We start from the raw sequence: 20703 nt of genomic DNA, 5'->3' as shown, positions 1-20703 counted from the left end.
GTTACACCGCCTTGCCCATGCGCGTTCGTACGAGAATGATCGTCATATTCATTTTTCGGACATTAATGGCGGGTGCGCAGTTCTGTCAATTGGAAATGCACGCAACCGGCTACGTCCGCCCAAAGCGCATTTATCCGGCTTTGCGGCAGCCCCTGGCCGCGCTATATCCGGTTTACGGACGAAACAAGCTGAACTACACAAGCGCGAATTCGATTCAGGGAAACTCGACTGGCCCATGGCTGACGATCACATCCGCTACGACATTCTCGCGCAGGAAGCGCTGCGCGGAGTCATGCGAAAAGTGCTGAGCGAGGTGGCCAAGACCGGTCTTCCCGGCAACCATCACTTCTTCATCACTTTCCTCACCGGCGCCCCTGGCGTGCGTATATCCAGCAGGCTGCGTGAACGTTATCCCGAGCAAATGACGATCGTGCTTCAATTCCAGTACTGGGACATGAAAGTGACCGATCAGGGATTCGAGGTCGGTCTGTCTTTTTCGGACGTCCCAGAGAAGCTCGAGATACCCTTCGCCGCCGTACGCGGCTTCTACGACCCGTCGGTCAATTTCGAGCTCGAGTTCGACGTCAAGGCGCCAGCGGACGAAGATGGCGATGGTACCGTCGAGACATTCGAAGGCGCGCCCGCGGTCCTCAATGTCGAGCAGCGTGAGATCGATCCGTCGGAAGTCTCCGCCGAGCGGAAGCCCGAAGGGGCAGAAAAGGACGGCGGAAAATCCGCCGACGTCGTCTCGCTCGATTCCTTCCGCAAGAAATAGACCGCTCCGATGGCCGAGATCGTCAATCTCCGCCTCGCACGAAAGCGTCTGGCGCGCACCGAAAAGGAGCGCATCGCCCAGGAAAACCGTGCTCGTCACGGCCGCGCGAAGGCACACCGGAGCCTGGAGGAAGCGCGACAGGCAAAGGACACCGCGCATCTCGACGCGCATCGCCGTGAAAAGCCCGACGGGAACGGCGAACGGTGAGTGCCATCTTCAAGCGCTCGGTTTCAATCCGCGGGCATCGGACGAGCTTTTCGCTGGAACAGCCATTTCACGAAGAACTTCTGCGGATCGCCGGCATCCGTAAGATGCCGCTGGCGCAACTGGTCGGCGAGATCGACGAAACACGCGACAGGCAAACAAACCTGTCTTCGGCACTGCGTCTGCATGTGCTCGACTGGTATCGCGCTCAACATCGAAGTAGCAGCTGATCGCGACCAGCGACTCGATCCGGATCAGTCATCGCCGAAAATCAGCCGCATGAAACCGTCATCGGACGATCCCGCCGCTGGCGATGTGGTGTTGTCGGGTAAGCTCAAGAAAGGCTCGGGCGGGGCCGAAGGCCTCGGTGACGGGGTCACTTCGAGCGCCGGGGGCGAAACCGTCTCGTCTTGTTCCCCCTGCCGCGCTGCCGTCGTCTCAGCCCGCGAACGCAACAGCGCTTCGACCTCTGCTCTGAACACCTCATCGGCTGCGCGCTGGCGTTCAGCCGCGGCACGCTCGTCTTCGGCCAGACGCTCACGCTCCGCATCCTGCTCGATGCGTCGGGTTTCTTCCTCGATGCGGCGACTCTCGGCTTCTTCGTCACGCCGGAGACGCTCTTCCTCCGCAGCCCGCCGTTCCGCCTCATCCTGCTGCTGCTGGATTTCGCGCCGCAGCCGTTCCGACTGCTCAAGTGCGTTGCGGGCCTCTTCGGCGGCGCGCTCGCGCTCCTCGACACGAGCCGCATAGTAGCGGGCCTCGCGCCGCAACCGTTGCTGCTCGATCAGTGCCGCCTGCATCGCTTCGACCCGCTGCTGTTCCAGTTCCAGCGCGCGCTGTGTCAGGAACTGCGCGAGAGGCTGTGTGTCGGCGTCAATGCGGATTTCATCCAGCGGGCCAGAGGCCGAAAGGCGCACGGCCGGCTCCGAGCCCACCAACGCTTCGAGGCCGGGGTCATATGTCAGAAGCGCGTCGGCGCCCACGGTCCCTGCACCGATGTCGGCGCGAAGTTCGGCCGACAGCGACGCCTCCGGTGTCTGCAGCAGGATCGGCGGAACACGCGCCGTCCCGTTGGCAACGGTGAACGCGAAGTCGACGGCGCTCGCGCGCATCTGGTTGCTGCGCACGAGTGGCGGCGCAAAACGTGCCGTTGCCTCTGCATCGATTTCGGGCCCGACGGCGTCAGCCTCCGACAACAGCGCTGGAAACGCCAAAGGATCGACGCCACGAACCACGACATCCTCGACGCTGGCGGTACCGGACCCTGCCAGTGACGCCATTAGCCCGTCGACCGACTTGCCGCTGCCCGTCAACGCCGCCGTCAGGTCGACTGTCCCCTCGACGCCGATATCGCCCAGAATGTTGCTCGCACGCGCGCCTTCCAGCGTGAATTGAGTCGAGAGCAGGCCCGTGCCCGCGTCGTTGCGGAAGTCCATCAGGCCGGTGAGCGTCCCGCCATACACCGATATGCTGGCCTCCGAGACCGACACGCCCTGTGTGCCGAGCCGCAATCTCAGCCTTGCAGTGGTGGCGTCCGCAAACGTGCCAAGGCCGAGTTGCTGCGCCGTCAGCTCCAGGTCGGTGGAGACCGGGGTCGAAACGTTCTGGGCGAATGGCGCTGTCGGCCATCTTTCGCCGTTGACCAGCGCTTCCGATCCCACTGCCATCTCGGCCACGGCGCCAAGGTCGACGTAACGCAGCGCGAGCGCGCCGGTCACATGCGGCAGGCTGTCAACGATCTGGACGTTGAGGTCTCCGCTCACAGGCTCCTGCGCCACCTCTCCCTGAATGCCGGACAGGACGAAAAGGCCGCCATCGACGTCGAGTTGCGCCTGTGCCGAAAGCGGCAGCCCGTAGCCGTATCCAGGGAGCGAAACCCCGCCGACGGCAAGCCATGGCTCCAGGTCGTCGGCCCGTATGCTGGACATTCCGTTGGCGGACCAACCGTCCGGCGTGATCGAGGTCTGGCCATTGAACTCGAGTGCGAGCCCTTCGCCCGAAAACGCCAGGCGAGTTTGGCCGCCGCTGTCGGGGATGCCGTCGAAGGCGAGCGTCACCTCTGCGCCGTCGGCCAGCCCTAGCGGCAGGGCGGGCAGCCCCAAAGCGGCATACAGCGCCGCCGCCTCGCCATTGCTCGCGTCGAGTTGCAGTTTCAGGGGACGACCGGCCGGGGCGGTGCTCGCCTCGGGGGTCGATGCCGTCAGCGTGAACGATGTTCCGCCGGCCTCGCCGGAGGCGTTCAGGGCAAGCCCCGTGGAACCTGCTTCGCCGGCGGCAGCGCTGGCAACCAGCTGGATGGAGGCATCTTCCAGAAGACCCGGATAGTTCGCGGCGCGGCGAGAAATCTCGGCGGCGATGCGGCTTTCGGGGAATCGCGCGGCCAGCGTATCAGCCAAGGGAGCGAGGTCCGTCGCTATCACGTTCGCATCGATGCTGCCGCTTGGCTCGGTCGCCAGATTGCGAACGGTGCCAGTGGCGCTGATGTTCGCCCCCGCCAGCCCGCCAATCGACAGGCGGTCGATCTCCAGCCGGCCGTCGTTCAGGCGTAGAGCGGTATCCAGCGTCTCGGCGGTCATGCCGCCAACTGTCACCGGACCGGCGGCGATGTCGAACGCAAGGTCGCGATTGCCGAAGCGCGTCTCGCCGCTATCGTTGATGAAGATCGACGCAAAGGCCGCGAGACCCTCGACGTCGAGAGCATCGCCATCCAGACGAAGCGCCATGGATGGCCGCTCGCCCGACGGGGTGCGGCTATCGATCTCGCCATTGAAGCGCGCCGCGCCGAGCACCAGTTCCAGGTCGCGGAAGATCTGCCGTTCCTCGTTCAGCTCGACGGTGGCGCTAAACCCTGCTGCCGGCAGTCGCCTTATCGCTTCATCGATGTCGCGCGACAGCCAGGCGGCAAAACCCGATGGCTGCCCCACGGCAAGCAGCAACGAACCTGCAAAGCCGAGATCGTCCATGCCGATCGAGAGATCGCCCCGCGCTTCCAGCGTGGCGCGTCCCGGCATGGTGGCGGCAAGCGATTCCACTGCCCAGCCACCCTCGGATGGGCTGGCCCGAAGCCGCACGTCGCGGATCGTCGTATCGCCGGCGACGATTGCCGGCAGTGCCAGTTCGACGCTTCCGGGAATGGCGGGACGCGGCATGTCGAGAATGAACTCGCGCAGCGCGATCAGGCGCTGGTCGAAGCTGGCCGCACCGGATGCGTCCGCGACAGCATCGGCGATACGTATCTGTGCTCCATCCGCGCGCACGAAAAAGTCGGGCGCCTGCCCGAGTCCGAACCGCGCCGAGCCATCGGCCGTATAGGGATCGTCCAGCGGTCCGGTCTCGAACCGGAACTCCTCGATGTCCAATGCTTCGTGATCCAGGGCGAACATGCCGCCGATCCGGTATGCCGGCGGGCCTTCTTCCTCGGACTCGGTCTCTCCAACCGCAATCGTGCCACCGCCGCTGACACGCAGGCGGTCGCTCGTCGTCAGAGCATCGAGACGAAACTGGCCGGCATAGCGCATTCGGCCGTCCTCGATCCGTGCGTCGCCATCCGTCTCCAGCACGAACGGATAGAGTTCCGGCCGCGCATCGACCCGCACACGCATCCGTCCGTCATCGACGGCACCCGTGGAAGCCACCAGCGCCGTTCGCATCCCGTCGAGGCGCAGCGAACCATCCATGCGCCATGGCCCGGTCAACGACCGTGCCGAGATATTTGCGTTGATCTCCGTCAGCTCATGTGTCCGGCCGCTGGCGGCATGGCGGACCGCCACGCTGCCCTCGGTCACGGTGAGCTTTTCGAGCGAGATATGGCTGGCCTGCACCGGCACCGAGGGCCTCACCGCCCAGTCGAGCGTTCCGTCGGCGGCCATCTCGACCATGACCGACGGACGCACGAGACGCATGTCGAATATGTGCAGTTCGCCCTGCATGAAGGGCGCGAGTTCCGCGTCCATCGAAAACGTCTCGACGGTCATCGAGGGCTGGCCCGGCTGCGTGCCGGCCACGACGACATCTGTGAAGGTGACGGAAGGAAACGGCAGCAGTCGAGCGGTCGCCGTGCCTTCGACCCGCACCTCGCGCCCGAGAATGCGGCCCGCTTCGCGCTCGAAGTCGGCCCGGTAGGATGTCCAGTCGACAAAGTATGGCGCTACCAGCGCCACGGTCAGCGCCAGCACGATCAGTCCGCCGATGGCGACAAATAGTCGTGCCAGTCTCGTTCTCCCGCCGATGATTCAAGGCCGCCGGCAGATTAGCCGGAATAGCGTGTCGATAAAGAGGCAAATGGTCCTATGGTGCCGAGATCGGCAGCACCTTGCCCGGGTTCATGATGTTGTGCGGGTCGAGAGCGTGCTTGATAGCGCGCATGACGTCGACGCCGGCGCCGAGTTCGTGCGGCAGGAACGCGATCTTGCCCTGACCGACGCCATGCTCGCCCGTGCATGTGCCTTCCATGGCGATGGCGCGCATGTTGAGGCGCGCAACGAAAGCCTCCGTCGTTTCGATCTCCTTCGGGTCGTCGGGATCCATCAGGACAAGAACATGGAAGTTTCCGTCGCCGACATGACCGACGATGGGCGCGATCAGGCCGCATGCGGCGATGTCGTCCTCGGTTTCGTTGATGCACTCGGCAAGCCGCGAAATCGGCACGCAAACGTCGGTCGATAGCCCCTTGCATCCCGGACGCATGGCAAGCCCCGCCCAGTAGGCGTCATGCCGGGCTTTCCACAGTTTGGTGCGCTCCTCGGCAACGTTGGTCCACTGAAAGGGACCGCCGCCGAACTCTCCGACAATCTCGCCAAACGTCTCTGCCTGCTCCTTCACGCCACTCTCGCTGCCGTGGAACTCGACGAACAGGCAGGGTGATTCGGGATAGCCGAGCTTTGAATACTCGTTGAGCGAGCGCATAGTCAGGGCGTTGACGAGTTCGATGCGCGCAACCGGAATGCCCATCTGGATCGTCGCGATGACGGCCTGGCAGGCCGCCTCGACGCTCGGAAAAGGGCATACGCCGCCCGAAATCGCCTGCGGGATGCCGTAGAGCTTCAAGGTCAGCGAGGTGATCACGCCGAGCGTGCCTTCCGACCCCACGAACAGCCGGGTCAGGTCGTAGCCCGCGGACGACTTGCGCGCCCGTCGCGCCGTCGTGACCGCCTTGCCGTCGGCGGTCACGGCCGTCAGGGAAAGTACGTTCTCGCGCATGGTACCATAGCGAACCGCGTTGGTTCCCGAAGCGCGTGTCGACGCCATGCCGCCGAGGCTGGCATTCGCTCCCGGATCGATCGGGAAGAACAGCCCGGTATCGCGCAGATGCGTGTTGAGATCCTCGCGTGTCACCCCCGGCTCGATAGTGCAGTCGAGGTCTTCCGCGTTGACGCTTAGGATGCGGTTCATGCCCATCAGGTCGATCGAGATACCGCCGCCAGGCGCGTTAACGTGACCTTCGAGCGAGGTCCCGGTGCCGAACGGGATCACGGGAACGTGGTAGTCGCCGCATATGCGGACAACCTCCTGCACCTCCTCCGTGGATTGCACGAAGGCGACACCGTCAGGAAGTTGCGAGGGGATGTAGGTCGTGGTGTGCGCATGCTGGCCACGAATCGCAGCCCCCGTCTGGAAGCGGTCACCGAACCTCTGCTTCAGTATGCCCAGCACCGCGGCGATGCCCGCATCGTTTCTTGCCACCGCCTGAAGATCGGCCAGTGCCATGGTGTTCCTCCGTGGATTGGCGGGATCACGCGCTTGTGCTGACCCGCCCTATGGTCTTCTATCCGCAGTCTGCAAATGGCTGGCTCGTTGTCCAGCACGCCGCCTTATATTCACGATCATGGAATCTCGCCAATGCCCGTCGCGTCTCCCTTCGTCTCCCGCATCCTCGAAATCGAGAATAACTGGATCGACTACAACGGCCACCTCAACATGGCCTACTACAACGTGCTGTTCGATCGCGGTGCCGACGAGGCCTTCGAACTGCTTGGCATGGGACCGAAATATGCCGAAGAACGAAAGCTGACCACCTATACGGCGGAAATCCACGTCTGCTACGTCCAGGAACTTCACCTCGGTCACAAGGTGACGGCGTCGTTCCAACTCCTCGACCATGACGAAAAGCGCTTCCACGCTTTCCAGGAACTGCGCCATGTCGACGGCTGGCTTGCCTCTACCTGCGAGGTCATGACGCTGCATGTCGACATGTCGGGTCCGAAGGTCTGTCCGTTTCCCCCCGACATCCTCGCCAGGATGGAGAAGATGGCGGCGGAACACGCCGTGCTGCCGAAGCCGGAACGCGCCGGGCGCTCGATCGGCATCAAGCGCAAGCCGGCGGCCTGAACGGCTATTCGCGCCGCTCCATGAACCTGATGCGGTTGTTGAACGGATCGGTGACCTGCATCTCCAAGCCCCATTCTTCTTCGGAAAGTCCCGGCCGCATGTAGCGGTACTTCTTGTCGAGCAGTTCCCTGTTTAAGGCCCGGACGCCCTCCATGTAGACCACCATGTTGCAACCGGGCGTGGCGTCGCCCGCGTGCTCGGACAGGTGAAACCTCAGCTCGCCCCTGGACACTTGCGTGTAGAGCGGGAAGTTCTCGCCGAACCGGTGCTCCCAGTCGACGGTGAAGCCGAGAAAGCCAAGATAGAACTCGTGCGCTTTGGCCACGTCGAAAATGCGGATGATCGGGATCGCCTGCTCGAATGCGATTCCTTGCCCAGGGTTCGCGCCGGCATCGATCCGCGCCGACAATATGTTCCAGGTGGCAAGTCCGAACTGCCTAGCCACGACTTCGAGCGCCTGGCTGTGGCTGAGTTCGATCTTGTGCTCGGCCAATGCGTCGCGCATGGCTTTCGCCATCGCCTTTGCATCGCGATAGGTTCGCATGGTTGCGGTCTCCAGACGGCGGCCAATCATCAGTGTCCGCATTGCTGACGCTTCCGCCGATCGGATAACCGGTTGAGAAGATCGTGGAAGGTGTTCGCCATGCCAAAGGGCGCGGACTGCAGGCCACCTCCGGGCTCGATGGCAAGAGTATCGCACTTGATGTGCGCTGCAAAGCTGGTCTTTCGGACCCGAATCACTACATTCCGTTGAAATGTCCGGATCTCCCGACGATATCCCGTTCTTCGACGAGGACGATGCGCCACGTCCCGCTGGTCAGGCAGCGCCACCGCCAGCCGGCGGCGGCATTGCCGCGCGTGCGATGGCTGCACGAAGCGCCAACCGTGCCGCGGACTATTTGGCCGGGCTGAACCCGGAGCAGCGTCTTGCCGTCGAGACCACCGAAGGGCCTGTCCTCGTACTGGCGGGCGCCGGCACCGGCAAGACACGGGTACTGACAACCCGCATCGCCCATATCCTCGCCACCGGTCGTGCCTACCCCTCGCAAATCCTCGCCGTCACCTTCACCAACAAGGCGGCGCGCGAAATGAAGCAGCGCATCGGGGTACTCGTTGGCGAAGCCGTCGAGGGCATGCCGTGGCTGGGCACGTTCCACTCCATCGGAGTGAAACTGCTGCGCCGTCATGCCGAACTTGCCGGCATCCGTTCGGATTTCAGCATCCTCGACACCGACGACGTCATCCGGCTCATCAAGCAGCTGATTCAGGCCGAGGGGCTGGACGACAAGCGCTGGCCCGCGCGCCAGTTCGCGCAGATGATCGACGGCTGGAAGAACAAGGGCCTTGGCCCGGAAGAGATCGCCGAAGGCGATGCGCGCGCCTTCGCCAATGGCAAGGGCCGCGAGCTGTATCGCGCCTATCAGGATCGTCTGACGACGCTCAACGCCTGCGATTTCGGCGACTTGCTGTGCCATCCGATCCGCATCTTCCGCAAGCATCCCGACGTGCTGAAGGAGTACCACCGGAAGTTCCGATACATTCTGGTCGACGAATATCAGGACACCAACACCGCCCAATATATGTGGCTGAGGCTTTTGGCCCAGCGGCCCGAGACATCGGGGCGGACGGCGAGCGAAACGGAGAGGCAACAGATCAACATCTGTTGCGTCGGTGACGACGACCAGTCGATCTATGGCTGGCGTGGCGCGGAAGTCGACAACATCCTGCGCTTCGAGAAGGATTTTCCCGGCGCAACCGTCATTCGGCTGGAGCGCAACTACCGCTCCACCGCGCACATCCTTGGCGCCGCATCCCATCTCATCGCGCACAATGAGGGGCGGCTGGGAAAGACGCTGTTCACCGAAAAGCCCGATCCCGAAGACCCCAAGGTGAAGGTTCATGCCTCCTGGGATTCGGAAGAGGAAGCTCGCGGTGTCGGCGACGAGATCGAGACGCTCCAGCGTGACCGGCACAATCTCAACGACATGGCGATCCTGGTGCGCGCCTCGTTCCAGATGCGCGAATTCGAGGATCGTTTCGTCACGCTGGGCCTGAACTATCGCGTCGTCGGCGGCCCACGTTTCTACGAACGCTTGGAAATCCGAGACGCGATGGCGTATTTCAGGGTGGTGGCCCAGCCGGCGGATGACCTGGCCTTCGAGCGCATCGTCAATACACCCAAGCGCGGCTTGGGCGAGGCTGCCGTAAGGCAGGTCCACGATGCCTCGCGCGCACTGCGCATACCGATGCTGGAGGCGGCCGCAAAGCTCGCCGAGAGCGACGAGATGAAACCCAAGCCGAGAGCGGCGTTGCGGCAGGTCGCGGCCAATTTCGCGCGCTGGCAGGAGCTTCTCGACAACACGCCGCATACCGAACTGGCCGAGATCATTCTCGAGGAATCCGGCTATACAGACATGTGGAAGAACGACCGCTCCGCGGAGGCCCCCGGCCGGCTCGACAACCTCAAAGAGCTGATCCGCTCCATGGAGGAATACGAGTCGCTGCGCGGCTTCCTCGAGCATGTCGCGCTGGTCATGGACACCGAGCAGAACGAGAACCTCGACGCCGTCAACATCATGACGCTTCACTCCGCCAAGGGCCTTGAGTTCGACACGGTATTCCTGCCCGGCTGGGAAGAAGGACTGTTCCCCCACCAGCGAGCGCTCGACGAGGGGGGACGCTCCGGCCTGGAGGAAGAGCGTCGGCTGGCTTATGTCGGCCTCACTCGCGCCAAGCGCAATCTACACCTCTGGTTCGCATCCAACAGGCGCATCCACGGCCTTTGGCAGTCGACCATCCCATCGCGTTTCCTCGAAGAACTTCCCGAGGCCCACATCGAGGTTGCCGAAGCGGGCAATTCCTACGGCGGCTATGGCTCGGGATTTAGCGAGCGCCACGGCGGCCGGCAGAACCCATACGGCGAATCGCGCTTCGACAATGCGGCAAGCGCGGGCGGCTCATTTTCCAATACCTACGCCACGCCCGGCTGGCAGCGCGCCCAGGCGAACCGAACCGAGGCCACAGACCGCAACTGGGGGTCCAGATCGGGGCACGCGGTTGAACGGATCGGCTACGGGGAAGTCGATTCCGGCTACGGCGCCGGCCGCACCAGCGTCAAGGGCCGCACCATCGACGGCGAACTCGTCGCAAAGAGCGTGTCGGACCTGCCCTCCCCGTTCAACATAGGCGACCGCGTCTTCCACCAGAAGTTCGGAAACGGCAACGTGTCTTCGATCGAGGGCAACAAGCTGACGATCGACTTCGACAAGGCTGGGCAGAAGCGGGTACTGGACGGCTTCGTCAGCGCCGCCTAACGGCGCCATCGCATTGTCAAAATCGCCGCGCCACCCTGTACAACCAGGACTTGTCATCGCATTTTATTCAATTTTTGCGTGCATTGCTGTAGGTTTCAACCTGCAGGCGATGGTGCCTGTGCCTTCCGCTTTCGGGCGGTAATCTCCGGGCCCCTTCCGTCCACCACCCCCCGCGGCGGAAGGGGCATCGGAGCCTCTTTCCCAAAGGCACGGGAGGTTGGTCTTGCACGTTCTTCCGCTCACGCTGTTCGCACTCCTTCTGTCGGCGGGCGCCGCGTTGGCGCAGGCGGCGGAAGACACCACGACGTCGATCACCCTTTCGCGCCACCACACCACCAACGCGCTGGATGCGCCGCTGGCGCTGGAGGACTGGTACACCACGTTGCGCGGCAGCGTCGAAACGAGCCTCTCCCACGAGATCGGCACGACCACGATCACGGCCGATGGACAGTTTCTGCGATACGATACCTATGACATCGAAAACGACGTCGCTGCCGGCATCGGGGCGGAAACGACGATGGCGATCTCCGAAAGGGTCGAACTGCGCGGAACTTTCTCGCTCAATGTGGTTGACGAAGGCGACGAGCTGGACCTTGGAGATGTGCTTCTGGGCATACGCACACGCAAGACGATCTTCGCTGCTGGTCTTCAGGGCGGATTTCGGCTTTCACCGGATACGATCCTCGCGTTGGAAGGCGCGCTCTCACGCGAATTGCCGGGAAAAACGCGCTTCGAGCAGGATGTGATTGCGCCGACACGCCTCGATCCCGTTCGCGATCGTCTGCGCATCGGCGCCGCGCTGACGCAGACCAGCGGCAGGTTCACCTACGGGGTTCTCGGCGCGTCGGGATTGATGCGTTCGGATCCGCTCGGGTTGTTGCCGGAACTCATGGTGCTTGACTACAAGCTCGCGCTTCAGGGCGGCGTCACGTTCGAGAACGGCGCCCGTGTTGCCGCATCCGTGGGCATGCATGGCCTACGCCTTCTCGACAGCGAGATCGGCGAACTGCGCGCCTCGTACGAAATTGCGGCCGAGACGCCGCTGCCGGCGGGCTTTTCCCTGCGTGGGATAGTCAGCGCTGGATACGATGCCAAGTCCAACGACGATCCCGTCGCCACATGGGCGCGGCGGCTGGAAGTGGAGGCCGGATACAAGCCCGGATTGCCGGTAAGTTTCGGCCTCGGGCTCTATCTGGAAGAGCGCGAGAATATCGGCCTCGAAACCAACGAAAGCGCGAGGGGTGTCTATACCGAGGCGGTGTGGCAGGCGCGCGAGGACATGAGCCTGACGTTTCGCGTCGACGCATCGCGCAAGAGGCTCGAACCCATGGGCCCCGAGCGCAAGGCGGTGGACATTCACCTGGCATTGAACGCCAAGCTTTGACCCGCGCCCGTCAGGATGATGCGCAACCGAAGGGAGGCGGAGGATGTGGGACGAAAGCCTCCCTTCGGCCGCGGCGGCCAGCGCGATGGCGGGGGCGCTGTCGCGTGGCCGCCTAACGCGTGGCTACCAGCGCTTGCCGAAGCGCTTCGAGCTGTACGACTTCGAATTGCCGAACGAGCCACCGCCGATGAAGCCGTTGCCGACGGCGTTCTGACGGCCGCTCACATTGCCATGCCCGACATTGTTGTTGTTGCCCTTGACGATGCCGGACAGCACGTTGCCGCTCAGGATCGACGAGTTGTTGAGCACGCCGATGCCGCTCAGCAGTTTGAGGTTGCCGGTCTGGATCGAGGGCGACACGTTGAGCAATCCGCCGGAGGACTGGCGGTGACCGCCCTTGCCCCAGCCATCTGCCTGGGCGGACACGGTCGTGAACGAAACGGCCGTGGCCAGTGCGAGTAGAGCTGCGAACTTCTTCATGAGACTTCTCCCTTGGTGATGAAGTCCCTCCGCTATCAGTGGTAATCTCAAGGACGAAATAACTACTATGGCGGGAAAAATGCAACCTCCATTTGTAGTATTTCGTTAATTGCGCTTATTCCACTACTGTTAGGGATAACTATTGAGGCTAATACCTAGAACTTATATCGACTTTTAACTATCATGCTATTCGCTCCATTTGTCGATAAACTGGCTGGTTTCCATGGCCTGCATGTCCGGCAGAGCCTCCGCCAGTTTTTCGGTGGACCAGTCCCACCACGCCATCGCACTGAGCCGCTCGGCGATGGCAACAGGAAACCGCCGCCTGATGGGCCGAGCCGGCACTCCGGCGACGATCTCGTAGGCGCCGACATCCTTCGTCGCGACCGCATTGGCGCCGATGACCGCGCCATCGCCGATGCGCACGCCCGGCATGATCACGGCACCATGGCCGATCCAGACGTCGTTTCCGATCGATACCGGGCGGTTGCGGCGTCGTTCGCGAAAATCCTGGTCGACACCATGAAACTTGAAATACTCGTTCGGCCTGTAGGTGATCTTGTGCGTCGTCACGCGCTCCATGGGATGTTCGAGCGCGTTGATGCGCACATTCGCGGCGATGGAGCAGAATTTGCCGATCGTTGTATAGATGCCTTCGCCGTGGCGCTCGAAGTAGGAGTAGTCGCCGACGGTCACCTCGCGCAGGATCACCCTTTCACCGATCACGACATAACGGCCGAGCCGGCATGATTTCAGCTCGGCTGTCGAGTGGATCTTAGGATCGGAATTAGTGGCGGACATCGCAGCCCTCTATCGCGGCGTGGGATTCCGCTCAATCCCGCCCGGAGGAATTCGGCGCCGCTTTTCGCCGTTCCCCGTCACAGTTGCGTGTGCTTGGTTTCGCGGCAAGATGACATCTTTCGCCAGCGCGCGCGAGGCGCTATCTAACAAGGATGTTCGCTTCGCTGCGCCCCATCTTGCGTCCGCTTTCAATTGTGCTCGGAGCACTCGTGCTTTCGGGCGCGACGGGCCTGGCATTTGCCGGCTGGGTCGAGCATTCCCCCGGCATATTCGTGACCATGGTCGAGCAGGGCATGGCGTGGTGCTTCTGAGGCGAAGCCGCCGAAAATCCGAAACACGGGAAATCAATCCATCATGATGCGAGCGATCCTCATCGGTATAGTCGTGGTCATGGCCGCCGGCGTCGGCGCGCTGACGTTCGACTGGTACCGAGACCAGAATACGGCACGCGCTTTCGGGGCGCCGTTCTCGCTGGTCGACGATCGGGGTGAGCCATTCACCGAGGCAGCTTTCAAGGGATCGCCCAGCGCGGTGTTCTTTGGCTTCACCCATTGCCCTGAAGTGTGTCCGACCACGCTTTTCGAGCTCGATGGCTGGCTGGAGCAACTGGGCGATGAGGGCGCCGACATCAACGCCTATTTCGTCACGGTAGACCCGGAGCGCGACACGCCGGAAATCATCGGTACATATGTCGGCAACATGTCCGATCGCATTGTCGGCGTCAGCGGTGAACCAGACAAGGTGCACGAGATGGCTCGTTCCTTTGGCATCTACTGGAAGAAGGTCGAACTCGAAGGTGACGACTACACGATGGACCACACCGCCTCTGTCTTGCTGCTCGATCGCGCCGGCGACTTCGCGGGAACCATCGCCTATGGCGAGAATCCCGAAAACGCGATAGCCAAGCTGAAACGCCTTGCTGCGGGCTGAACCCCGCTCGGAACCCTTTCCTTGACCCAAACCAGGCTCCATTTCATCGCGATCAAGCCCGCCTCGACGGCGATGTTCGCGGCACTCGAGCGCGAATTCGACGATGACGGGCTGGCGATCGCCATCGTCGAGATTGATGAAGACGCCGGCACGGAGGAGATTTCAGTTTACGCTGAAACCGATCAGGCGGATGAAATCGAACTGCGCATGCGTGGCGCTGCCGGCGCTGGCGACACGGTCATCGCGCGCGAGGCGCTTGAAGACATCGACTGGGTCACGAAATCGCTCGAAGGGCTGAAGCCGGTGCGTTCCGGCCGCTTTCTCGTCCATGGCGCGCATGATCGCGACAAGAGACGCGTCGGCGACATCGCCATCGAGATCGAGGCGGGGCTGGCATTCGGCACTGGCCATCACGGCACGACCTCGGGTTGCCTGGACATGCTGGCGTCGGTAGTGCGGCGCGAGGCTCCACGAAGCGCCCTCGATCTCGGCACAGGCAGCGCGGTACTGGCCATCGCCCTCGCCCGCCTCGCCCGCATCCGCGTTCTCGCGACCGACATCGACCCCGTCGCCACCTCGGTCGCGCGCCAGAATGTCCGGCTGAATGCGGTGGGCGCCTATGTAAAGACTGCGACTGCGGCGGGGTTTTCAAACCCGGTGTTCGCGCAAACCGGTCCATTCGACCTCATCGTCGCCAACATCCTCGCCCGCCCCCTGATGAGAATGGCGCCTCATATGGCGACGCACCTGGCGCCGGGCGGTTCGCTCATCCTTTCGGGAATTCTCGATCGCCAGCGTGACGCGGTCATCGCCGCCTATGTGGGCCAACGGTTCCGGCACGTCCACACGTTGCATCGCGAAGGCTGGGTGACGCTTCATCTGAAACGATGATCGCCGTGGTCGAAAAAAAAGCGGCCCCCGAAGGGACCGCTTTTTGCTTCTGGCTGCGCCGCCCCGCGCAGATCAGAACAGGTGGCTCGCACCACCCTTACGCTGGAGCTCCGCACGGCTGTAGCCGTTAAGCTTCAGGGTCTCGTCGTCCAGCATGAGCAGCGCGCCCGCAACATAACGCTGGGCCTGGCGCTCGCGGGCCGCCATCAGGGCGTCGACCGCATTCCGGAAAAAACCGCGCTTGGCAGAGGTGTGTCCCATTTTCACGTCTCCTGTAGAGTCTGTTTCGTTCCTCCACGACGAGAAAGGTAAGCAATGCTGCCCTAATCTACCAGTGCCGTTTCCGCATGGCGACCATGCGTTTTTGCATATGCGAAATGAAATGGTGCAACGCAGCAAACGACCGCTCCGCGATGCCCCGATTGCAAGGCTGCCATCACCCCGATATTCAGTCAGGGCAAGGGCAGCCAAGAGGATACCGATGTTCCAGTCGTTTGAAGCGCGAACCGATCCACGGCAGGGCGTTGCTCGCGTCGCAGAGTTGCGGCAGCAACTCGTCCTGCAGGGCCTCGACGGGTTTCTCGTCCCCCGCGCAGATGAGCATCAGGGCGAATATGTCGCCGCTTGCTCGGAACGCCTGCAATGGCTGACCGGGTTCACAGGATCGGCCGGCGCCGCGCTCATCCTTCGCGAGCGCGCTCTGGTCTTCGTCGACGGGCGCTACACGCTTCAGGCGCGAGCCCAGGTAGATCCGGACACTTTCGAAATCGAAAGCCTCGTGGAGAACCCTCCGGCGAGGTGGCTGGGCACAAATGCCGTCGCCGATATGGTGATTGGTTTCGACCCGTGGCTGCACACCGTCTCCGAGGCTGCGGCGTTGCGCAAGGCGCTGGAAAAGGCCGGCGCAAAGCTCGTTGCAGTGCCATCCAATCTCGTCGACGCGATCTGGCATGACCGGCCCGCCCCCCCGGCTGAACAGGTCGAGATACAACCGATCGGATTTGCCGGCGAGCTCGCCTCCGACAAGATCACGCGCCTTGCAGAAGCGCTTCGATCGGACGGCGCTACCCATGCGGTTCTTACCGATCCAGCATCCCTGGCATGGACCTTCAACATCCGCGGCCATGACGTGCCCCATACGCCGCTCGCGCTGGGCTTCGCGATCCTTGCCGCGAGCGGGCTTCCGAAGCTCTTCCTGGCGCCGGAAAAGCTGACAATCGAGACACGCGCCTATCTGACCCAACTCGCGGATCTGTACTCGCCTGACGCGATGGAAACGGAACTGTCACACCTGTGCAGCCAAGGCGCGCGCGTTGCGCTCGATCCCGCGCTTGCCGCGGAGAAGCTGCGCCTGCTTGTTGAAGAACAGGGCGGAACAGTGCTCGCGCTGCCCGACCCTGCACGCCTGCCCCGCGCGGTGAAGAACAAGGCCGAACTGGCCGGCAGCCGCTCCGCCCACCGTCGCGACGGAGCAGCGGTCACGCGCTTCCTGCATTGGCTCGACTTGCAGTCTCCGGGGTCGATCGATGAAATCGGAGCTGTCCGGGCACTCGAAGGCTTTCGCCGCACGACCGGCGAAGAGACCCAGATGCCGCTGCGCGACATTTCGTTCGACACCATATCGGGCGCCGGTCCCAACGGCGCCGTCATCCACTATCGCGTCACCACCGCAACCAACCGCTCGCTGCAGGCAAGCGAACTCTATCTGGTCGATTCCGGCGCACAATATCAGGACGGCACCACCGACATCACGCGCACCGTCGCCATCGGCAAGCCGACGAACGAGATGTGCGAGCGCTATACGATCGTGCTGAAGGGGATGATCGCAGTTTCGATGCTGCGATTTCCGCCTGGAACGCGGGGAATGGACATAGACCCGGTCGCCCGGCAGGCGCACTGGATGGCCGGCATCGACTACGCCCACGGCACCGGCCATGGCGTCGGCGCATTCCTGTCGGTGCATGAGGGCCCGCAACGCATCGCCAAGACCGGAAGCGAGAAGCTGCTGACCGGGATGATCCTGTCAAACGAGCCCGGCTACTACAAGGAAGGCAGTTACGGGATACGGCTCGAGAACCTGATCGTAGTGCGCGCGCCAGAACCTATTCCGGGCGGCGACATCGAAATGCATGGTTTCGAGACGCTGACCCTGGCGCCGTTCGACAGGCGCCTGATCCAGGTGGACCTGCTCTCGAACCAGGAACGCCTATGGCTCGACGCCTATCACGCACGCGTACGCGAAGAGATAGGCCCGATGGTCGAGGGCGAGGTTCTCGACTGGCTGAAGGCAGCGACGGCGCCGCTATAGAGTATTGCGCAGCAGGATCAGAACCACGGCTCCGGCGATGAACATCGCCGACAGGCCGCCGCGCAATGCCACCAGTCCAGCGACCACCAGCGCTGCCCACTCGGCTGGGCCGCCTGTGGTCGCCGCTGGAGCCACCAGCGTCGTCAGCACCGCCGCAGGCACCGCGTTGAGGCCCGCCTCGACGCGCGGATGGATGCGCTCGAAACGTGACAGGACGAGATGGCCACCAATACGCGACAGATAGGTCGCCAGCGCGCCACCGAGAATGATCCAGGCTGTCAGGCTCATGGCTGCGCCCTCCCCGCATCGCTCGGCGTGAGAATGGCGGCCAGGGCCACCCCGGCAGCGGCACCGATCGAGACATGCCACGGCGAACCGACGAAGTAATAGGCAAACACCGAAACGACGGCGCTGATCATCACGACGGGCAGCCACAGCGGCCGCTTGCGGAAGTCCATGACGAGGCCGAGGAAGTAGATCGGCAGGAGAAAATCGAGGCCGAGCGCATGCGGGTCCGGCACGAGGTTTCCGAACGCGGCACCAATGCCGCCTTCGGCCACCCAGCACAGGTAGATCGGCGTCGCCATGCCCATGTACCAGGCAAAACCGACGCGCTTGCCGGTCTCGCCGCGGCGCTCGGCAAGAGCGTATTGTGGGTCTGTCAGGAAGAAGAACCCGAACGCGCGCTGCGCCGGCGACCAATGTTCCGTCCGCCGGCCCAGTGCGGCCGAATAGAGCACATGGCGAAAATTGACGGCGAAGATCGACAGGATGATCAGCCATGGCGCAATGGTCTGGCCGAAGAGTTCGAGGCCGACCATCTGGCTCGCGCCGGCAAACACGGTCGCGCTCATGAGTATCGCCTCGCCGATCGTCATGCCGTTCTGGACGGCAAGGGCACCGAAGAGCAGTCCGAACGGCGCCGAGGCGAGCACGACAGGCAGCCCCCTGCGCATCCCGTCGAAAAACTCGCCGGAGCCACCGGCATCGGGTTCAACCATTTCAGCAGCCGACATTGTGACCTCCGTCGAATGCGGCCTGTGTAGGTCAGCATTGCTGCCATGTCACATCAATTCGATTGACCCAGTGATCAATGCGGCTACTGCCCGACGCGCTCGAACCATGCGTCTTCGTCGATCACTTCTATGCCCAGATCGGTCGCCTGCTTGAGCTTGGAGCCCGCCCCCGGGCCGGCTACCACCAGATCAGTCTTCTTGGAAACGGAGCCCGCGACCTTGGCGCCGAGCCGTTCCGCCATCGCCTTGGCCTCGTCGCGCGACATTCGCTCCAAGCCTCCGGTGAACACCACCGTCTTTCCCGCGACCGGCGATGAAACGTCACCCACGGGCTCCTCGTCACTGGGCGTGACTTCCTTCAACAAGGCGTCGACGGCTTGCCGGTTGTGCTCTTCGGCGAAAAACTCGACCAGTGCCTCTGCCACCACGCTGCCGATGCCGTTGATGCCGACGAGTTCCTGCCATTGGGCATTGCCGGGATCGCCCTTGCCTTGCGGCATCATTGCTTCGCTGGCGCCCGCGCGCAGGGCGTCGAACGACAGATAATGCCTTGCGATACGCTTGGCGTTTGTCTCGCCGATGTGGCGGATGCCGAGCGCAAAGAGGAAGCGGGAAAGTGGCACGCTGCGGCGGTCGTCGATCGCGGCGAACAGCTTCCTGACCGAGACCGCGCCGAAACCGTCAACGTTTTCGAGCTTGGTGAGCGAACTACCCTGACGATCCTTCAGCGTGAAGATGTCGGCAGGGGACCGTATCTGCAGGGCCGGGTCTTCGTGGTTGAAGAAGAACTCGATCTGCTTTTCGCCAAGCCCTTCGATATCCATCGCATTGCGCGAGACGAAGTGACGAATGCGTTCCACCGCCTGCGCCGGGCAGATGAGCCCGCCGGTGCAGCGCCGGACGGCTTCCCCCTCCTCGCGAACGGCATGGCTGCCGCAGGCAGGGCAACGGTCCGGGAAGACATAGGCCTCGGCGCCCGCCGGACGCTTTTCCGGATCGATGTCGAGGATCTGCGGAATGACGTCACCGGCGCGCTGCACGATCACCGTGTCGCCGACACGGATGTCCCTGCCCTCGCGTATCGGCTGGCCATCATTCCCGATGCCCCTGATGTAGTCTTCATTGTGAAGCGTGGCGTTGGTCACCACCACGCCGCCGACCGTCACCGGCTCCAGCCGCGCCACCGGCGTCAGCGCCCCTGTGCGCCCAACCTGGATGTCGATGCCGCGCAGAATCGTCGTTGCCTTTTCCGCCGCGAACTTGTGTGCCGTCGCCCAGCGCGGACTGCGCGAGCGAAAGCCGAGCCTCTCCTGCAGGTCGAGCCGGTCGACCTTGTAGACGACGCCGTCGATGTCGTAGGGCAGGCTCGCACGTTCCGCTTCGATCGCGCGGTAGCGCTCCACCATCTCGTCGACCGATCCGCAGATCGCCATGTGATCATTGATGCGGAAGCCCCAGCGGCCAAGACGCTGCACCGCCTCGTATTGAGTCTCGGCCAGGGCTTCACTCGTCTCGCCCCAGGCATAAGCGAAAAACCTGAGCGGCCGCGCGCGCGTCGCCTCCGGGTCCTTCTGACGCAGGCTGCCAGCGGCAAAGTTGCGCGGATTGGCGAAGACGCGACCTATCTCGACCGCCATCCGCTCGTTCAGCGCCAGGAAATCGTCGCGGCGCATATAGACCTCGCCGCGCACTTCGACGATGTCCGGGGCGTCCTTGGGCAGTTCGTCGGGGATCTCTGCGATGGTGCGGATGTTGGCCGTGACGTTCTCGCCTGTCGTGCCGTCGCCGCGCGTCGCGGCCGTCGTCAGCCGGCGCTGCTCGTATCGCAGCGACATTGAAAGCCCGTCGATCTTGGGCTCAGCCGTAAACGCAAGCTCCTGCTCACTCGGCCAAGCGAGAAAGCGGCGAACGGAAGCCACGAAATCACGCACGTCGTCGTCGCTGAAGACGTTGTCGAGCGACAGCATCGGCTTGGCGTGCCTGACCTGGGCAAAGACGCCGGAAGGGGCCGCCCCCACCGCCTGCGAGGGCGAGTCGGCGCGCAACAGTTCCGGGAAAGCTGCTTCGATGGCGGCGTTGCGCAGTCGAAGCGCGTCATATTCGGCGTCCGAGATGGTTGGCGCATCTTCGCCATGGTAGCGTCGATCATGCTCGGCGATCTCGCCCGCCAATGCGGCGAGTTCCTCTGCGGCCTCTTGCGGCGTGAGTTCTTCGACGGCCTTGGTGGTTCTGGACATGATGCGAATCCGGCTACGGCAGGTGGGCTAAATTAG

Annotated in this window: 19 protein-coding genes; 10 read left to right on the top strand and 9 right to left on the bottom strand. The window is 63.3% G+C overall.

Going from position 1 to position 20703, the window contains the following annotated elements:
- Nucleotides 1-235 precede the first annotated feature (235 nt).
- From AAFN84_RS04560 to AAFN84_RS04550, 3 genes are read left to right on the top strand one after another with little or no spacing between them, the layout of a single operon-like run.
- Nucleotides 236-775 carry an SspB family protein gene (locus AAFN84_RS04560; RefSeq protein WP_347513318.1) on the top strand — a complete coding sequence of 180 codons (540 nt, stop codon included), beginning with the start codon at nucleotides 236-238 and terminating at the stop codon, nucleotides 773-775.
- Between the two features lie 9 nt (nucleotides 776-784).
- Nucleotides 785-982: a DUF4169 family protein gene (locus tag AAFN84_RS04555; protein WP_347513317.1), complete on the top strand. Its 198-nt coding sequence runs from the start codon at nucleotides 785-787 to the stop codon at nucleotides 980-982.
- Nucleotides 979-1209 carry a ribbon-helix-helix domain-containing protein gene (locus AAFN84_RS04550; protein WP_347513316.1) on the top strand — a complete coding sequence of 77 codons (231 nt, stop codon included), beginning with the start codon at nucleotides 979-981 and terminating at the stop codon, nucleotides 1207-1209. The genes AAFN84_RS04555 and AAFN84_RS04550 overlap by 4 nt, the downstream gene beginning before the upstream one ends.
- 24 nt (nucleotides 1210-1233) lie before the next feature.
- On the opposite strand, the gene AAFN84_RS04545 is transcribed toward AAFN84_RS04550, so the two are convergent.
- Together AAFN84_RS04545 and AAFN84_RS04540 are read right to left on the bottom strand one after the other, a co-directional pair.
- The gene (locus AAFN84_RS04545; protein WP_347513315.1) at nucleotides 1234-5154 is read right to left on the bottom strand and encodes an AsmA-like C-terminal region-containing protein; all 3921 of its coding nucleotides are present in this window, start codon (nucleotides 5152-5154) and stop codon (nucleotides 1234-1236) included.
- A 112-nt stretch (nucleotides 5155-5266) separates the two neighbouring features.
- On the bottom strand, nucleotides 5267-6685 hold the full coding sequence (locus AAFN84_RS04540) for an FAD-linked oxidase C-terminal domain-containing protein (protein ID WP_347513314.1): 1419 nt from the start codon (nucleotides 6683-6685) through the stop codon (nucleotides 5267-5269).
- Between the two features lie 132 nt (nucleotides 6686-6817).
- Between AAFN84_RS04540 and AAFN84_RS04535 the strand changes: the two genes are divergently transcribed.
- Nucleotides 6818-7306, top strand: a complete 489-nt coding sequence (locus tag AAFN84_RS04535; protein ID WP_347513313.1) for a thioesterase family protein — start codon at nucleotides 6818-6820, stop codon at nucleotides 7304-7306.
- A 4-nt stretch (nucleotides 7307-7310) separates the two neighbouring features.
- Here the strand turns inward: AAFN84_RS04535 and AAFN84_RS04530 are convergent, their stop codons facing one another.
- Nucleotides 7311-7850: a glyoxalase superfamily protein gene (locus AAFN84_RS04530; RefSeq protein WP_347513789.1), complete on the bottom strand. Its 540-nt coding sequence runs from the start codon at nucleotides 7848-7850 to the stop codon at nucleotides 7311-7313.
- Between the two features lie 211 nt (nucleotides 7851-8061).
- Here AAFN84_RS04530 and AAFN84_RS04525 point away from each other — a divergent pair, with 211 nt between their 5' ends.
- On the top strand, nucleotides 8062-10620 hold the full coding sequence (locus tag AAFN84_RS04525) for a UvrD-helicase domain-containing protein (protein WP_347513312.1): 2559 nt from the start codon (nucleotides 8062-8064) through the stop codon (nucleotides 10618-10620).
- A 223-nt stretch (nucleotides 10621-10843) separates the two neighbouring features.
- Nucleotides 10844-12004 (top strand): hypothetical protein, encoded by a 1161-nt coding sequence (locus AAFN84_RS04520; RefSeq protein ID WP_347513311.1) that lies wholly within the window; start codon nucleotides 10844-10846, stop codon nucleotides 12002-12004.
- A gap of 123 nt (nucleotides 12005-12127) precedes the next feature.
- Here AAFN84_RS04520 and AAFN84_RS04515 read toward each other — a convergent pair whose 3' ends face one another.
- Both AAFN84_RS04515 and AAFN84_RS04510 read right to left on the bottom strand, forming a co-directional pair.
- The gene (locus AAFN84_RS04515) at nucleotides 12128-12484 is read right to left on the bottom strand and encodes a hypothetical protein (protein ID WP_347513310.1); all 357 of its coding nucleotides are present in this window, start codon (nucleotides 12482-12484) and stop codon (nucleotides 12128-12130) included.
- Nucleotides 12485-12670: 186 nt separating this feature from the next.
- On the bottom strand, nucleotides 12671-13285 hold the full coding sequence (locus AAFN84_RS04510) for a DapH/DapD/GlmU-related protein (RefSeq protein WP_347513309.1): 615 nt from the start codon (nucleotides 13283-13285) through the stop codon (nucleotides 12671-12673).
- Between the two features lie 176 nt (nucleotides 13286-13461).
- On the opposite strand from AAFN84_RS04510, the gene AAFN84_RS04505 reads away from it, so the two are divergent.
- Genes AAFN84_RS04505 through AAFN84_RS04495 form a run of 3 tightly spaced genes read left to right on the top strand, consistent with a single transcriptional unit; the run spans nucleotide 13462 to nucleotide 15106 of the window.
- The gene (locus AAFN84_RS04505; protein WP_347513308.1) at nucleotides 13462-13596 is read left to right on the top strand and encodes a hypothetical protein; all 135 of its coding nucleotides are present in this window, start codon (nucleotides 13462-13464) and stop codon (nucleotides 13594-13596) included.
- 43 nt (nucleotides 13597-13639) lie between these two features.
- Nucleotides 13640-14215, top strand: coding sequence for an SCO family protein (locus tag AAFN84_RS04500; protein WP_347513307.1), 576 nt, complete (start codon nucleotides 13640-13642; stop codon nucleotides 14213-14215).
- Between the two features lie 21 nt (nucleotides 14216-14236).
- A complete protein-coding gene (locus tag AAFN84_RS04495) occupies nucleotides 14237-15106 on the top strand; it encodes a 50S ribosomal protein L11 methyltransferase (RefSeq protein ID WP_347513306.1) in 870 nt (289 codons plus the stop codon).
- Between the two features lie 72 nt (nucleotides 15107-15178).
- On the opposite strand, the gene AAFN84_RS04490 is transcribed toward AAFN84_RS04495, so the two are convergent.
- A complete protein-coding gene (locus AAFN84_RS04490; protein WP_347513305.1) occupies nucleotides 15179-15367 on the bottom strand; it encodes a hypothetical protein in 189 nt (62 codons plus the stop codon).
- Nucleotides 15368-15587: 220 nt separating this feature from the next.
- Between AAFN84_RS04490 and AAFN84_RS04485 the strand changes: the two genes are divergently transcribed.
- Nucleotides 15588-17414, top strand: coding sequence for an aminopeptidase P family protein (locus tag AAFN84_RS04485; RefSeq protein WP_347513304.1), 1827 nt, complete (start codon nucleotides 15588-15590; stop codon nucleotides 17412-17414).
- Here AAFN84_RS04485 and AAFN84_RS04480 read toward each other — a convergent pair.
- The 3 genes from AAFN84_RS04480 to ligA form a co-directional block, all read right to left on the bottom strand.
- Nucleotides 17409-17702 carry an AzlD family protein gene (locus AAFN84_RS04480; RefSeq protein WP_347513303.1) on the bottom strand — a complete coding sequence of 98 codons (294 nt, stop codon included), beginning with the start codon at nucleotides 17700-17702 and terminating at the stop codon, nucleotides 17409-17411. The two genes, AAFN84_RS04485 and AAFN84_RS04480, sit on opposite strands and share 6 nt — an antisense overlap.
- Complete coding sequence (locus AAFN84_RS04475; RefSeq protein WP_347513302.1) at nucleotides 17699-18430, bottom strand: AzlC family ABC transporter permease; 732 nt, start codon at nucleotides 18428-18430, stop codon at nucleotides 17699-17701. Before AAFN84_RS04475 ends, AAFN84_RS04480 begins: the two co-directional genes overlap by 4 nt.
- Before the next feature lie 83 nt (nucleotides 18431-18513).
- Nucleotides 18514-20667, bottom strand: a complete 2154-nt coding sequence (ligA, locus tag AAFN84_RS04470) for an NAD-dependent DNA ligase LigA (protein WP_347513301.1) — start codon at nucleotides 20665-20667, stop codon at nucleotides 18514-18516.
- Nucleotides 20668-20703: the final 36 nt, after the last annotated feature.

The organism is Mesorhizobium sp. CAU 1741, from assembly GCF_039839275.1.
Taxonomy (GTDB): domain Bacteria; phylum Pseudomonadota; class Alphaproteobacteria; order Rhizobiales; family Rhizobiaceae; genus Aerobium.
The sequence above is the reverse complement of the archived record's forward strand: the minus strand, read 5'-3'. Positions and strand labels throughout refer to the sequence as shown.

Bases quoted from the DNA above. Each gene is read 5' to 3' on its own strand.
- AAFN84_RS04560 (WP_347513318.1), top strand. From the start codon at position 236: ATGGCTGACGATCACATCCGCTACGACATTCTCGCGCAGGAAGCGCTG.
- AAFN84_RS04555 (WP_347513317.1), top strand. From the start codon at position 785: ATGGCCGAGATCGTCAATCTCCGCCTCGCACGAAAGCGTCTGGCGCGC.
- AAFN84_RS04540 (WP_347513314.1), bottom strand. From the start codon at position 6,685: ATGGCACTGGCCGATCTTCAGGCGGTGGCAAGAAACGATGCGGGCATC.
- AAFN84_RS04535 (WP_347513313.1), top strand. From the start codon at position 6,818: ATGCCCGTCGCGTCTCCCTTCGTCTCCCGCATCCTCGAAATCGAGAAT.
- AAFN84_RS04530 (WP_347513789.1), bottom strand. From the start codon at position 7,850: ATGCGAACCTATCGCGATGCAAAGGCGATGGCGAAAGCCATGCGCGAC.
- AAFN84_RS04525 (WP_347513312.1), top strand. From the start codon at position 8,062: ATGTCCGGATCTCCCGACGATATCCCGTTCTTCGACGAGGACGATGCG.
- AAFN84_RS04515 (WP_347513310.1), bottom strand. From the start codon at position 12,484: ATGAAGAAGTTCGCAGCTCTACTCGCACTGGCCACGGCCGTTTCGTTC.
- AAFN84_RS04510 (WP_347513309.1), bottom strand. From the start codon at position 13,285: ATGTCCGCCACTAATTCCGATCCTAAGATCCACTCGACAGCCGAGCTG.
- AAFN84_RS04500 (WP_347513307.1), top strand. From the start codon at position 13,640: ATGATGCGAGCGATCCTCATCGGTATAGTCGTGGTCATGGCCGCCGGC.
- AAFN84_RS04490 (WP_347513305.1), bottom strand. From the start codon at position 15,367: ATGGGACACACCTCTGCCAAGCGCGGTTTTTTCCGGAATGCGGTCGAC.
- AAFN84_RS04485 (WP_347513304.1), top strand. From the start codon at position 15,588: ATGTTCCAGTCGTTTGAAGCGCGAACCGATCCACGGCAGGGCGTTGCT.
- AAFN84_RS04480 (WP_347513303.1), bottom strand. From the start codon at position 17,702: ATGAGCCTGACAGCCTGGATCATTCTCGGTGGCGCGCTGGCGACCTAT.
- AAFN84_RS04475 (WP_347513302.1), bottom strand. From the start codon at position 18,430: ATGTCGGCTGCTGAAATGGTTGAACCCGATGCCGGTGGCTCCGGCGAG.
- ligA (WP_347513301.1), bottom strand. From the start codon at position 20,667: ATGTCCAGAACCACCAAGGCCGTCGAAGAACTCACGCCGCAAGAGGCC.